Source organism: Paraburkholderia sp. SOS3 (assembly GCF_001922345.1).
Lineage (GTDB): Bacteria > Pseudomonadota > Gammaproteobacteria > Burkholderiales > Burkholderiaceae > Paraburkholderia.
Genome location: NZ_CP018811.1, coordinates 2,989,288 through 3,002,213, shown reverse-complemented (window position 1 = coordinate 3,002,213; position 12,926 = coordinate 2,989,288). Strand labels below are relative to the sequence as shown.

Below are 12,926 nucleotides of genomic sequence, written 5' to 3'. Positions count from 1 at the left end.
GGCAGCCAGTCACGCGATTCCTTTCCGGAATATCGCTGCTCCGTCGTCCGGCTGGGAATGGCCTGAATGCCTGTTTTGCCTCCCCCCGGTGCGTGCTCCCATCAATATGACCGATCAAAATCGGGCGAGCGCGTCTTCTGTTCCATATCGTCTGCTTGTCGTCTGTTTGATCCGGTTCTTTTGACCACAGGGTCTGACCTAGCTGCATGAATACCCAAGAGGCGAAGATCGTCCTCGAGACTGCATTGATCTGCGCGCAGGAGCCATTAAAGCTCGGTGAGTTGCGTAAGCTTTTTGCCGACAACGTGTCGGCAGACACGATTCGCACGCTGCTGGAAGACCTGAAGCAGGACTGGTCGGGGCGCGGCGTCGAACTGGTCGTGCTCGCAACGGGCTGGCGTTTTCAGAGCAAACCGGCAATGCGCACGTATCTCGATCGTCTGCATCCGGAAAAGCCGCCGAAGTATTCGCGAGCGGTGCTCGAGACGTTGGCGATCATCGCTTACCGGCAGCCGGTCACGCGCGGCGATATCGAAGAAATTCGCGGCGTCACGGTGAATACGCAGGTCGTCAAGCAGCTCGAAGATCGCGGCTGGATCGAGGTGATCGGTCATCGCGACGTGCCGGGACGTCCGGCGCTGTACGCGACCACGCGCCAGTTTCTCGACGACCTCGGGTTGAAAGCGCTCGACGAACTGCCGCCGCTCGACGATCCGTCGGCGCAAGCGAACGTCGATCTGCTCGCGCAGCATTCGATCGAGTTCACGGAGGGCGACGCGGCGCAGACGTCGGAGGACTCTGCATCGGGCAACGCCGCGCCGGCCGGTGCGAACGCGGGCGAACCGGGTGTAACGCGAGGCGAAGCGCAATCGCATGAAGCGATGCAAGGCGGTGCCGAGGGCAGCGATGCCGGATTGGACGCGAATGCAGGCGCAGCGCTCGAGGTCGAAGCCCGGCAGCATGGCGATAGCGACGCAGGTTTGAGTGCGGCTGCTGCTGCGCCGGCTGAACGCGACGCGAATGGAGTCGACGCGCATGCAGCGGGCGATCGTATCGCGGGCGAACATGCGTCGATGACCGAAGTGATGGATCAGATACCGCAAGCGCCGCAAAGCGCGGACGCGGCCGAAGATGCGACACTCGCGTCCGCTGCGAGCAGCGATGCCGACACGCCTGCCAGCGACGCGGCGAGCGACGGCATTGGTCACGATATGACGTCTGCGCCAACTGGAGCGCAAACGAACGGGCAGGAAGCGCAGGAAGATCAGAAACAGCACGAAGCCGGCCACGCGTCACCCGATGCGGACGGCGACGCGGCGCAGAAGATCGGCGCCGCCGCGCGGAACGACGAACCAGACTCCGGCGCAGCCGAACATGAGGAATTCGCGGATCCCCACGTGCTTCACAACGAACTTCACGGTGAAGATCGCAGCGAAGCCGAACACGCGGAGCACGTGAAACACACAACCGGGCCGCAATCGACTCAAGCGGCTCACGGCGGCGGTTTGCAAGACCGCCGGGACGCCGCGCAGGACGCCGGCGTGCTGACGGACGACGAGCCCGAGTCACGCAGCGCCTGACGTAACAAACCTATGCCGCGCCCGCAACGGGCGCGCGACCTGACATTTTGAGGTTGTTTTGACAGACATCCACGATACCGATTCGCCCGAATCCGAGCGCGCGGTGCGCACTGCGCCCGTCGACGACATGCGTACGGCGGCGGCCCCGGCGAATGCCGCGGAACGACCCGGCGGCGCGGGCGCGCCCGCTGGTGGCCAAGGCGCGGCTAGCGCGCCAGGCGAGGGATCCGACGCGCAAGGCGATGAGCGGCCGCGCCGCGGCCTGCGCCGCGGACCGCGTAGCCTGATCGCACGCCGTCGCGCGGGCGCAAAGGGCAAGGCACCCGGCGACGCCGCGACCGCGCAGCAACCGGTGCCGGCCGTGCCCGAAGCGCCGCCCGATGGCGAGGTCGTCGCCCAGGTGCGTATGCCGCGCAAGGACGCCGCCGCAAAAGGACAAGGCAACCGCCGAGCCGGCGGCAAACGCGATGGACAACGCGATGGACAACGCGACGGGCAGCGGAATCAGGCACCGCGCGACGCTGCGCCGCGCGACGGCGCGCGCCAGCAGAACCGGCGTGGCGGCCAGAACGGTCCGCAGGGCGCGCCGGACGCAGGTGCGGACGACGACCTGTTCTCGTATGTGACGTCGCCCGCATTCGATGCGGATAATTCGTCGAATGTGCCGAACGGTGGTGCCGGTGGCGGGGTGCGCGCACCGATGCTGCGGCGCGGCCGGCCCGCGCAGCCAAAGCGCGTGCTCGCCCCCGACGACGATGCGCCGAAGCTGCACAAGGTATTGGCCGAAGCGGGCATGGGCTCGCGCCGCGAAATGGAAGAGCTGATTGTCGCGGGCCGCGTGTCCGTCAACGGCGAACCGGCGCATATCGGCCAGCGCATCATGCCGACCGACCTCGTTCGCATCAACGGCAAGCCGGTCAAGCGCAAGCTGCAGAACAAACCGCCGCGTGTGCTGCTGTATCACAAGCCGACCGGCGAGATCGTCAGTCACGCGGACCCGGAAGGCCGCCCGTCGGTATTCGACAAGCTGCCGCCGATGAAGAGCGCGAAATGGCTCGCGGTCGGCCGCCTCGACTTCAATACCGAGGGCCTGCTGATGCTCACGACCTCGGGCGATCTGGCGAACCGCTTCATGCACCCGCGCTATAGCGTCGAGCGCGAATATGCGGTGCGGGTCGTCGGCGAACTCGCCGAGGGTATGCGCCAGAAACTGCTCGCTGGCGTCGAACTCGACGACGGTCCCGCCAATTTCCTGCGTATTCGCGATGGCGGCGGCGAGGGCACGAATCACTGGTATCACGTTGCGCTCGCGGAAGGGCGTAACCGCGAAGTGCGGCGGATGTTTGAAGCGGTCGGTCTGATGGTGAGCCGTCTGATCCGCACGCGGCACGGTCCGATTTCGCTGCCGCGCGGTCTGAAGCGCGGCCGCTGGGAAGAGCTGGAAGACAATCAGGTGCGCAGCCTGATGGCAGCCGTGGGTCTTAAGGCGCCGAGCGAAGAGAAAGGCGGTAAGGGCAGCCGCCACGCCGAGCAGGAGCGGCGTCAGCCCGATCCGATGCAAACCTCGATGGGCTTCATTCATCGCGAGCCCGTGCTGATGTCGCACGGACGTTTCGATCAGCAGCGCGGCGGCGGTGCTGGCGGCGGTCGGCGAGGCCAGTCGGGCGGCGGCGCGTTCAACGCATTGAACGGCGGATTGGGCGGTAACTTCGGCAATCGCAACGGCAATCGCACTGATGGTCGTAGCGATAACAAGCGTGGTGGTCGCGGCGGACACGATGTCGACGGCAACCGTGCTCCGACGGGCGGCGGCAATCGCGCGCCTGGGGCGCAGGGCGGCGGGGCGCGGGCGGGTGGCGGCGGCAACCGCGCCATGGCCGGCAACCTGAACCGTCGCGGCAACGCCAATGCGAATCGCGGCGGCAATGGCGGCGGCAGTCCGAACCCGAACACGAATGGAAACCGCGCGCCGCGCGGTCGCACGCGCGGACGCTGATCCGCGGCCGGGCCGGTCCATGTAGCCGCCACCGGTTCTCAGCCGGTAAACGCCCAGCGCGTTGCCCGCGTGGAGCGGGCGCGATGCGCTGGTCCGACGTCTTGCCAGGGTCGGTTCCACACAGATGGCCGGTTAGCTGCAGGCCTTTGCTGGCCGACATTCGCGCGGTTTTTTCAAGCGACGCCGATCCGGTCGATTGCCGTCAGAACGAGCGCGGATGCGCTTTTGCGGCCGGCCGTGGTTTGCGTTTGTCCTGAAAAATGGCTACAATCACGAAGTCGCTGGGCGTGCGGTCGGGAGTCTGGTTTTTGCGAACGGCTCAGGTGCGACCACCGGCAATAAGATGATGGGCGTTTCGCCCATTTTTTTTTTGCCGCGCAAGTTCGTAAATCAATGCGTTCAACGGTGGTGTCGCACGCGGGCCGGCGGTATACGAAAGCGAAAGGCAACAGCGCGCTATTACGTGCAAAACGACATGCAATAACGCGCGAATAAGCGCGCCGGCCTGGCGCGGTCCGCTGCGGCGGTGTTCCTGTGGTGGTGTTCGGCGGCAGCTTCGTGGCAACCCCCCCGTGGCAACCCGGCAGGCGCGCCGCGCGAACATCTAGAGGGCACTTGTGCAACTGACGGAACTGATTGAAACGACGGTCGTAGGCCTTGGCTACGAACTCGTCGATCTCGAGCGCACCGGGCGCGGCATGCTGACCGTGTTTATCGACCAGCCTGCCGGCATCGCGATCGAAGATTGCGAAAAGGTCACGCGTCAGTTGCAGCACGTCCTGACGGTCGAGAACATCGACTACGAGCGGCTCGAAGTATCGTCGCCGGGTCTCGACCGGCCGCTCAAGAAACTGGCGGATTTCGAACGCTTCGCGGGCAGCGAGGCGGTGATCACGTTGAAAAAGCCATTGGACGGACGTAAATCGTACCGGGGCATCGTGCATGCTCCGCGGGGCGAGACGATCGGTCTTGAATTTGAAGGGAAGGAAGGCGCCGCGATGCTGGATTTCACGCTTGCGGATATCGATAAGGCACGCCTCGTTCCGAAAGTTGACTTTAGGAGCCGCAAACAATGAGTCGCGAAGTGTTGATGCTGGTGGATGCGCTGGCACGCGAGAAGAACGTCGACAAGGACGTCGTATTTGCCGCACTCGAAGCGGCACTCGCTTCGGCATCCAAGAAACTCTTCGACGAGGACGCGGACATTCGCGTCCATATCGACCGTGAAAGCGGCGAGCACGAAACCTTCCGGCGCTGGCGTGTGGTGCCGGACGAGGCGGGCCTGCAGGAGCCGGACCAGGAAATCCTGCTATTCGAGGCGCGCGAGCAGAAACCCGATGCCGAGATCGACGACTTTCTGGAAGAGCCGGTGCCGTCGATCGAATTTGGGCGCATCGGCGCCCAGGCTGCGAAACAGGTCATTCTGCAGAAGGTTCGCGATGCCGAGCGCGAGCAGATCCTGAACGACTTCCTCGAGCGCGGCGAGAGCATCATGACCGGTACGGTCAAGCGTCTCGATAAAGGTAATTTCATCGTCGAGTCGGGCCGCGTCGAAGCGCTGCTGCGCCGCGACCAGCTGATTCCGAAGGAGAATCTGCGCGTCGGCGACCGTGTGCGTGCGTATATCGCGAAGGTCGATCGCACGGCGCGCGGCCCGCAAATCGAGTTGTCGCGCACCGCGCCCGAATTCCTGATGAAGCTGTTCGAAATGGAAGTGCCCGAAATCGAACAGGGGCTGCTCGAGATCAAGGCCGCCGCGCGCGATCCCGGCGTGCGGGCGAAGATCGGCGTAATTGCCTATGACAAGCGCATCGATCCGATCGGCACGTGTGTCGGCATTCGCGGCTCGCGTGTGCAGGCCGTACGCAACGAGCTCGGTGGCGAAAACGTCGACATCGTGCTATGGTCGGAGGATCCCGCCCAGTTTGTGATCGGCGCGCTCGCGCCGGCAGCCGTCCAGTCGATTGTCGTCGACGAAGAAAAGCATTCGATGGACGTCGTCGTCGACGAAAACGAGCTGGCGGTCGCTATCGGCCGCAGCGGCCAGAACGTGCGTCTTGCCAGCGAATTGACCGGCTGGCAGATCAACATCATGACGCCGGACGAGTCTGCTCAAAAGCAGAATCAGGAACGCAGTGTCCTGCGCGACCTGTTCATGGCGCGTCTCGATGTCGACGAGGAAGTTGCCGACATCCTGATCGATGAAGGCTTCACGAGCCTCGAAGAGATTGCCTATGTGCCGCTCAACGAGATGCTCGAAATCGAAGCGTTCGACGAAGACACGGTGCACGAATTGCGTAACCGCGCCCGCGACGCGTTGCTGACCATGGCGATTGCGAACGAGGAGAAGGTCGAGGGCGTTGCGCTCGATCTGAAGAGCCTCGAGGGCATGGACGCCGATCTGCTCGCAAAGCTCGCCGAACATCAGGTGCAGACGCGCGACGATCTGGCAGAACTGGCAGTAGACGAGCTGGTCGAGATGACCGGCATGGAAGAGGACGCCGCCAAGGCGTTGATCATGAAGGCCCGTGAACACTGGTTTCAGTGACAGAGTGACATGACCATGAACCACTGACCTGAACGCGGCCGGCTTCGATGCGAGGCGTAGTTGAATCGCAATTCTTGAAATTGCGTTTCAAGCCTCATCTGAAGTCTTATGGCCGCACGACCCGATGCTAACCGCAAGGAATCGGTCCTTGCACTAAGAGGAATGAATGGCGAGTAACAACGTAGCCCAATTTGCCGCGGAACTGAAAATGCCTGCAGGCGTGCTTCTCGAGCAGCTGCAGGCAGCGGGCGTCCAGAAAGCGAGTGAGGACGATGCCTTGTCGGAAACCGACAAGGCGCGCCTGCTCGACCACTTGCGCAAGTCGCACGGCTCTCAGGACGCCGACAAGCGCAAGATCACGCTCACGCGACGGCACACGTCGGAAATCAAGCAGTCCGACGCGACGGGTAAGGCTCGTACCATTCAGGTCGAAGTGCGCAAGAAGCGCACGTTCGTGCGCCGCGACGAGACGGCCGAGCAGAACGAACAGTCCGCGGCTCATGCAGCGGCGGCCGCCGAGGCCGAAGACCTCGAGCTGCAGCGTCGTGAGGAAGAAGCGCGTCAGCAGGCTGAATTGCTCGAGAAGCAGGCTCAGGAGCTCAAAGAGCGCCAGGAGCGGCTCGAGCGCGAAGAGGCCGAGCGCCAGGCGCGCGAGCACGCGGCCGAGGCCGAGCGCCAGCGCGCGGAAGAGGAAACCGCGAAGAAGCGTGCAGCCGCGATGGCCGAGGCCGCGGCGCGCGAACAGGCGCAAGCCGAGCGTGCCGCCGAGCAGGAAGACGAGCGCGCCGCAGCGGAACGCGCGGCGCAGCGCGAAGCGGCGAAGAAGGCCGAGGACGCGGCACGCGCCGCATCCGAAAAGGCGCGTGCCGAGCAGGAAGAGATTTCGAAGCGCCGTGCGGCCGCCGAAGCCGAAGCGCGTGCGATTCGCGAAATGATGAACACGCCGCGTAAGGCGGCCCAGGCGAAGGCGCCGGAACCCGCGCCGCAAAAGCCCGCCGAGCAGCCGAAGGCGGCCGAGGCGAAGGGCACGCTGCACAAGCCGGCGCGTCCGGCCGGCGAAACAGCCGCGCGTCCGGCGGCGAAGAAGCCTGCTGCAGCAGCACCGGCATCGACCACGACGCCGTCGACGGCGCCTGCCGGCGACAAGAAGCGCGGCCCGGGCGGCAAGCCCGGCGGCTGGCAGGACGACGCAGCCAAGCGCCGCGGCATCAAGACGCGTGGCGACACGAGCGGCGGCGTCGATCGCGGCTGGCGCGGCGGTCCGAAGGGACGCGGCAAGCATCAGGATTCGGGCACGACGTTCCAGGCGCCGACCGAACCGATCGTGCGCGAAGTGCACGTGCCGGAAACCATCACGGTCGCCGACCTCGCTCACAAGATGTCGGTGAAGGCGTCGGAAGTCATCAAGGTGATGATGAAGCTCGGCCAGATGGTCACGATCAACCAGATGCTCGATCAGGAAACCGCGATGATCGTCGTCGAGGAACTCGGCCACCATGCGGTGGCGGCGAAGCTCGACGATCCCGAGGCGATGCTGATCGAAGGCGAAGTCAGCGATGCGGAAGCATTGCCGCGTCCGCCGGTCGTCACGGTGATGGGTCACGTCGACCACGGCAAGACTTCGCTGCTCGACTACATCCGCCGCGCGAAAGTGGCGGCTGGCGAAGCGGGGGGCATTACGCAGCATATCGGCGCATACCACGTCGAAACGCCGCGCGGCGTCATCACGTTCCTCGATACGCCGGGTCACGAAGCATTCACGGCGATGCGTGCACGCGGTGCGAAGGCAACCGACATCGTCATTCTGGTCGTCGCGGCCGATGACGGCGTGATGCCGCAGACGAAGGAAGCGATCTCGCATGCAAAGGCGGGCGGCGTGCCGCTCGTCGTCGCGATCAACAAGATCGACAAGCCGGAAGCGAATCCGGATCGCGTGAAGCAGGAACTCGTCGCGGAAGGCGTCGTGCCGGAAGAGTACGGCGGCGATTCGCCGTTCGTGCCGGTGTCGGCGAAGACGGGCCAGGGCATCGACGATCTGCTCGAGAACGTGTTGCTGCAGGCAGAAGTGCTGGAACTGAAGGCGCCGGTCGAATCGCCTGCGAAGGGCCTCGTGATCGAAGCGAAGCTCGACAAGGGCAAGGGTCCGGTCGCGACGATCCTCGTGCAGTCCGGTACGCTGAACCGCGGCGACGTCGTGCTCGCGGGCAGCGCCTACGGCCGTGTGCGCGCGATGCTCGACGAAACGGGCAAGGCGACGAAGTCGGCGGGTCCGTCGATCCCGGTGGAAATCCAGGGTCTGTCGGAAGTGCCGGCGGCCGGCGAAGAAGTGATCGTGATGCCGGACGACCGCAAGGCGCGCGAAATTGCGCTGTTCCGCCAGGGCAAGTTCCGCGACGTGAAGCTCGCGAAGCAGCAGGCCGCGAAGCTCGAGAACATGCTCGAGCAGATGGGCGAAGGCGAAGTGCAAAACCTGCCGCTTATCGTCAAGGCCGACGTGCAGGGTTCGCAGGAAGCACTCGTACAGGCGCTGCTCAAGCTGTCGACCGACGAAGTGCGCGTGCAGATCGTGCACAGCGCGGTGGGCGGCATCAGCGAATCGGACGTCAACCTCGCGACGGCGTCGAAGGCCGTCATCGTCGGCTTCAATACGCGGGCCGATGCGCAGGCGCGCAAGCTGGCCGAGACGAACGGCGTCGACATTCGCTACTACAACATCATCTACGACGCAGTGGATGAGATCAAAGCGGCGATGTCGGGCATGCTCGCGCCGGAGAAGCGCGAAGTCATTACCGGCATGGTCGAGGTGCGTCAGGTGTTCAAGGTGCCGAAGGTCGGCACGGTGGCGGGTTGTATGGTCACGGACGGCATCGTCAAACGGACGTCGTCGGTGCGCGTGCTGCGCAACAACGTCGTCATTCACACCGGCGAGCTCGATTCGCTCAAACGCTTCAAGGACGACGTCCGCGAAGTGCGCCAGGGCTTCGAGTGCGGTATGTCGGTGAAGAACTTCAACGACATTGTCGAAGGCGACCAGTTCGAAGTCTTCGAAGTCACCGAAGTCGCGCGTACGCTGTAACCGGAGCGCCGCGCTACCGGGGCGGAGCGGGCGCAAAGCCGCTCCGCCCTTTGTTTTTATGCCTGACTGAACATGCCGAAAAAACGCACTTCTCCCAATCGCAATGTGCAGATCGCGGACCAGATTCAACGCGATCTGTCCGAATTGCTACGCGAGGTCAAAGACCCACGCATCGGAATCGTCACGATCCAGAGCGTCGAACTGACACCCGACTATGCGCACGCAAAGGTTTATTTCACGACGCTGACCGGCGACGCCGAACAAACGCAGGTCGCGCTCAATCATGCGGCCGGCCATCTGCATAACCTGCTCTTCAAGCGTCTGCACATTCATACCGTGCCGACGCTGCATTTCCACTACGACAAGACGATCGAGCGCGCGGTACAGATGTCGCGGCTCATCGACGAAGCGAATGCGAATCGCGCGAAAGAAGACCCGGAAGCCTGACCTCTGCACGCGTTGGCCGATATGACGAATGCTTCTCCGAGCGCACCGCAGCAGCGCGTGCGCGTGCCGCGCCGCGCGCTCGACGGCGTGCTGCTGCTCGACAAGCCGGTGGGACTGTCGAGTAACGACGCGCTGATTCGCGCGAAGCGACTTTATCAGGCGAAAAAGGCGGGCCATACGGGCACGCTCGATCCGCTTGCGTCGGGCTTGCTGCCGCTGTGCTTCGGCGAGGCCACGAAGTTCTCGCAGGACCTGCTCGACGCCGACAAGACTTACGAAGCGACGATGCGCCTCGGCGTCACGACGACTACCGGCGATGCCGAAGGCGAAGTGCTGCTGACGCGCGACGTGCGTTGCAGCGAAGAGGATATCGCCGCGGCGTTCGAGCGGTTTCGCGGCGAAATCGTGCAGATTCCGCCCATGTACTCGGCGCTGAAGCGCGATGGCAAGCCGTTGTACGAATACGCGCGTGCCGGGCAGACGGTCGAACGCGAAGGACGCCGCGTGACGATTCACGCGCTCGAACCGATCGCATGCGCGCTGCCCGATGTCGCGTTTCGCGTGACCTGCAGCAAGGGCACGTATGTGCGCACGCTGGCGGAAGATATCGGCGCGTCGCTTGGCTGCGGCGCGCATCTGATCGCGTTGAGACGCACCGGCGTCGGCGCGTTGACGCTCGAACATGCAGTGACGCTCGACGCGCTGTCAGATGCGGCGCGAAGCGATGCGGCGCAAGGCGAACTCGATCGCTGGCTGCAGCCCGTCGACACGTTGCTCTCGACATTCCCCGCGGTGCATCTCGACGACGAAGCGGCACGCCGCTTCCTGCACGGCCAGCGGCTGCGTCTTGCCGATCTATCGATCAGCGACGGCATAACCGGCACGGTAAGCAGCACGATAAGCAGCGACCTGAACCGTGAACCGTCATGCGCGCCGCGCGTGCGCGTCTACGCGGCAACAGGAGGGCGCCTGCTCGGTGTCGCAAAGGCGGCCGACGGCGTGCTCGCACCGGAACGGCTCATCGTCGCAGCTGCGGCTACTTCCTGACGTCGTCGGGGTTATACGTGACGTAGAGCTTCGTATAGCCCTTCGTGTCGAACGTGCCGACCCAGCCCTTCGGCAGGCTCACGGCCTCGCCGGCGTGAACGGCGACGACCGAGCCGTCCGCCGACGTGAACGTCGCGCCGCCCGAAATGAAGTAGAGAAACTCGTTGTACGGATAGCCCGGCGCTTTCGAAATGACCTCGTGCAGCGGCCCGGATTTATAAAGCCCCGTTTGATAGCCGTTGTCTTTCGACGTGAACGTGACGACATCCGTTGTCGCATTGCCGTCCTTGTTCTCATGCACGGCGTCTTTTCGCTCGAAGATCGCGCCGTTGATTTCCGGCTTCGTTACCTTGACCGGCTTCAGAACTTCCGTTTGTTCCTGCGCCTGCGAGGCAGCCGGAGCAAGCGTTGCGAGTGCCAGCGTGGCGCTCGCAGTGGCGAAAGCTTTCGTCCAGTGTTTTTTCATGATGAGTGACCTGCAAATGACCAATCGAGGAGGGTGTCGGCGCGCGTCGTAACGACGATGCGACGATGTCGCGAATCTACCGCCTCGACCAGATCAAGTCACTTTATCGATGACGCGAATTCGCCGTGCAATGCGGCGATTCGCGTCTGCTCGCGTCACTGCCTCGCCGCGTCAATTTCAGTGTGCAGCGGAGGCTGCCGCGCCCGCATCGCCGCCGCCCGAACGCTCGGGCTTCGTGATCCAGATCAGCGCGATGAGCGCGATAAAGATACCGGCTGAAATATAGAACAGGTCGTTGACGCCCAATTGCGCAGCTTGTTGCGTCGCCATCGAATTGAAAAGGCCGTACGCCTGTTCGCGACTCAAACCGAGCTGGTTCATCTGCTGGATCGACGCATCGAAGGCCGGGTTATACGGGTTGGCCTGCGCGGCGAGCCGCGTATGGTGCAGAATCGATCGATGGTCCCACGCGGTCTGAAAGATCGATGTGCCGATGCCGCCGCACATGATCCGCACGAAGTTCGACAGGCCCGACGCCGCCGGAATCCGGATGCCGGGCAGGCCCGACAGCGTGATCGACACGAGCGGGATAAAGAAGCCCGCCATCGCAACGCCCTGGATCAAGGTCGGCACCGTCAGCGCGAACGTATCGACGCCGGTCGTATAGCGCGAGCGCATCCAGAAACACAGCGCGAATACGAGGAACGACGCGGTTGCGATATAGCGCGGATCGGTGCGCGGCAACACCTTGCCCGTCAGCGGCGACAACAGGATGGCGAACAGCCCGACTGGCGCCATGATGATGCCCGCGTCGGTGGCCGTATAGCCGAGATCGGTTTGCAGCCATAGCGGCAGCAGCACGAGATTGCCGAAGTAGAGCCCGTAACCGATGGACAGCGCGACGGTGCCGCCCGTGAAGTTGCGCAGCTTGAAGAGCGACAGGTCGACCACCGGATGGTCGGCAGTCAGTTCCCAAACTACAAAAAACGCAAACGCGATGATCGCGGTCAATGCGAGCACGACGATCGTCGTCGACGAAAACCAGTCGAGGTCCTTACCTTTGTCGAGCATGACCTGCAGCGATCCAACCCACGTGATCAGCAACGCGAGGCCGACGGTATCGATCGGCGCTTTCCTGATCACGGAATCGCGGTTGCGAAAGATCGCCCACGTGGCCGCCGCGGCGATCATGCCGACCGGAATGTTCACGTAGAAGATCCACGGCCACGAGATGTTGTCGGAGATCCAGCCGCCGAGAATCGGTCCCGCGACCGGCGCGATCAGCGTCGTCATCGCCCACATCGACAAGGCCATCGGCGCCTTCGCGCGCGGGTAACTTGCCAGCAGCAGCGTTTGCGAAAGCGGAATCATCGGACCCGCGACCGCGCCCTGAAACACGCGCGACGCGAGCAGAAACGGCAGCGTCGGCGCGAGGCCGCACATCCACGACGAGATCACGAACAGCACGATCGACGCCATGAACAGGCGCACCTGGCCGATGCGGTCGGTGAGCCAGCCCGTCAGCGGCACCGAGATCGCATTGGCGACCGCGAACGATGTGATGACCCACGTGCCCTGGTCGGACGAGACACCGAGGTCGCCCGAAATCGACGGGATCGACACGTTGGCGATCGACGTGTCCAGCACGTTCATGAACACCGCGAGCGACACCGCGATCGTGCCGATCACGAGTTGCGCGCCTTCGAGCGGCGGGTGAATGATCGGCGCTTGAGCCTGAGCCATTGAGCAGGAAGCCTCTGTGTGGT

At 64.0% G+C, this 12,926-nt stretch carries 9 protein-coding genes; 7 read left to right on the top strand and 2 right to left on the bottom strand.

Translation table 11 applies throughout. The features are described 5' to 3' along the window. Nucleotides 1–206: 206 nt before the first annotated feature. The 7 genes from scpB (at nucleotide 207) to truB (ending at nucleotide 10,694) form a co-directional block, all read left to right on the top strand. Nucleotides 207–1,580: an SMC-Scp complex subunit ScpB gene (gene scpB, locus BTO02_RS13375; RefSeq protein ID WP_075157440.1), complete on the top strand. Its 1,374-nt coding sequence runs from the start codon at nucleotides 207–209 to the stop codon at nucleotides 1,578–1,580. Nucleotides 1,581–1,638: 58 nt separating this feature from the next. Then, nucleotides 1,639–3,576 (top strand): 23S rRNA pseudouridine(2605) synthase RluB, encoded by a 1,938-nt coding sequence (rluB, locus tag BTO02_RS13370; RefSeq protein WP_075157439.1) that lies wholly within the window; start codon nucleotides 1,639–1,641, stop codon nucleotides 3,574–3,576. A 617-nt stretch (nucleotides 3,577–4,193) separates the two neighbouring features. After that, nucleotides 4,194–4,652 (top strand): ribosome maturation factor RimP, encoded by a 459-nt coding sequence (gene rimP / locus BTO02_RS13360; protein ID WP_075157437.1) that lies wholly within the window; start codon nucleotides 4,194–4,196, stop codon nucleotides 4,650–4,652. Next, nucleotides 4,649–6,124 carry a transcription termination factor NusA gene (gene nusA, locus BTO02_RS13355; protein WP_075157436.1) on the top strand — a complete coding sequence of 492 codons (1,476 nt, stop codon included), beginning with the start codon at nucleotides 4,649–4,651 and terminating at the stop codon, nucleotides 6,122–6,124. The genes rimP and nusA overlap by 4 nt, the downstream gene beginning before the upstream one ends. 166 nt (nucleotides 6,125–6,290) lie before the next feature. Further along, nucleotides 6,291–9,200 carry a translation initiation factor IF-2 gene (gene infB, locus BTO02_RS13350; RefSeq protein WP_075157435.1) on the top strand — a complete coding sequence of 970 codons (2,910 nt, stop codon included), beginning with the start codon at nucleotides 6,291–6,293 and terminating at the stop codon, nucleotides 9,198–9,200. Between the two features lie 72 nt (nucleotides 9,201–9,272). Then, the gene (gene rbfA / locus BTO02_RS13345; protein ID WP_075157434.1) at nucleotides 9,273–9,647 is read left to right on the top strand and encodes a 30S ribosome-binding factor RbfA; all 375 of its coding nucleotides are present in this window, start codon (nucleotides 9,273–9,275) and stop codon (nucleotides 9,645–9,647) included. Between the two features lie 21 nt (nucleotides 9,648–9,668). Beyond that, on the top strand, nucleotides 9,669–10,694 hold the full coding sequence (truB, locus tag BTO02_RS13340) for a tRNA pseudouridine(55) synthase TruB (RefSeq protein ID WP_075157433.1): 1,026 nt from the start codon (nucleotides 9,669–9,671) through the stop codon (nucleotides 10,692–10,694). On the opposite strand, the gene BTO02_RS13335 is transcribed toward truB, so the two are convergent. Together BTO02_RS13335 and BTO02_RS13330 are read right to left on the bottom strand one after the other, a co-directional pair. Then, entirely contained in the window at nucleotides 10,684–11,160 is a 477-nt protein-coding gene (locus tag BTO02_RS13335) for a cupin domain-containing protein (RefSeq protein WP_075157432.1), read from the bottom strand. The genes truB and BTO02_RS13335 overlap by 11 nt on opposite strands. Before the next feature lie 177 nt (nucleotides 11,161–11,337). After that, a complete protein-coding gene (locus tag BTO02_RS13330; RefSeq protein WP_075157431.1) occupies nucleotides 11,338–12,903 on the bottom strand; it encodes a DHA2 family efflux MFS transporter permease subunit in 1,566 nt (521 codons plus the stop codon). Nucleotides 12,904–12,926: the final 23 nt, after the last annotated feature.

Bases quoted from the DNA above. Each gene is read 5' to 3' on its own strand.
- scpB (WP_075157440.1), top strand. From the start codon at position 207: ATGAATACCCAAGAGGCGAAGATCGTCCTCGAGACTGCATTGATCTGC.
- nusA (WP_075157436.1), top strand. From the start codon at position 4,649: ATGAGTCGCGAAGTGTTGATGCTGGTGGATGCGCTGGCACGCGAGAAG.
- infB (WP_075157435.1), top strand. From the start codon at position 6,291: ATGGCGAGTAACAACGTAGCCCAATTTGCCGCGGAACTGAAAATGCCT.
- rbfA (WP_075157434.1), top strand. From the start codon at position 9,273: ATGCCGAAAAAACGCACTTCTCCCAATCGCAATGTGCAGATCGCGGAC.
- truB (WP_075157433.1), top strand. From the start codon at position 9,669: ATGACGAATGCTTCTCCGAGCGCACCGCAGCAGCGCGTGCGCGTGCCG.
- BTO02_RS13335 (WP_075157432.1), bottom strand. From the start codon at position 11,160: ATGAAAAAACACTGGACGAAAGCTTTCGCCACTGCGAGCGCCACGCTG.
- BTO02_RS13330 (WP_075157431.1), bottom strand. From the start codon at position 12,903: ATGGCTCAGGCTCAAGCGCCGATCATTCACCCGCCGCTCGAAGGCGCG.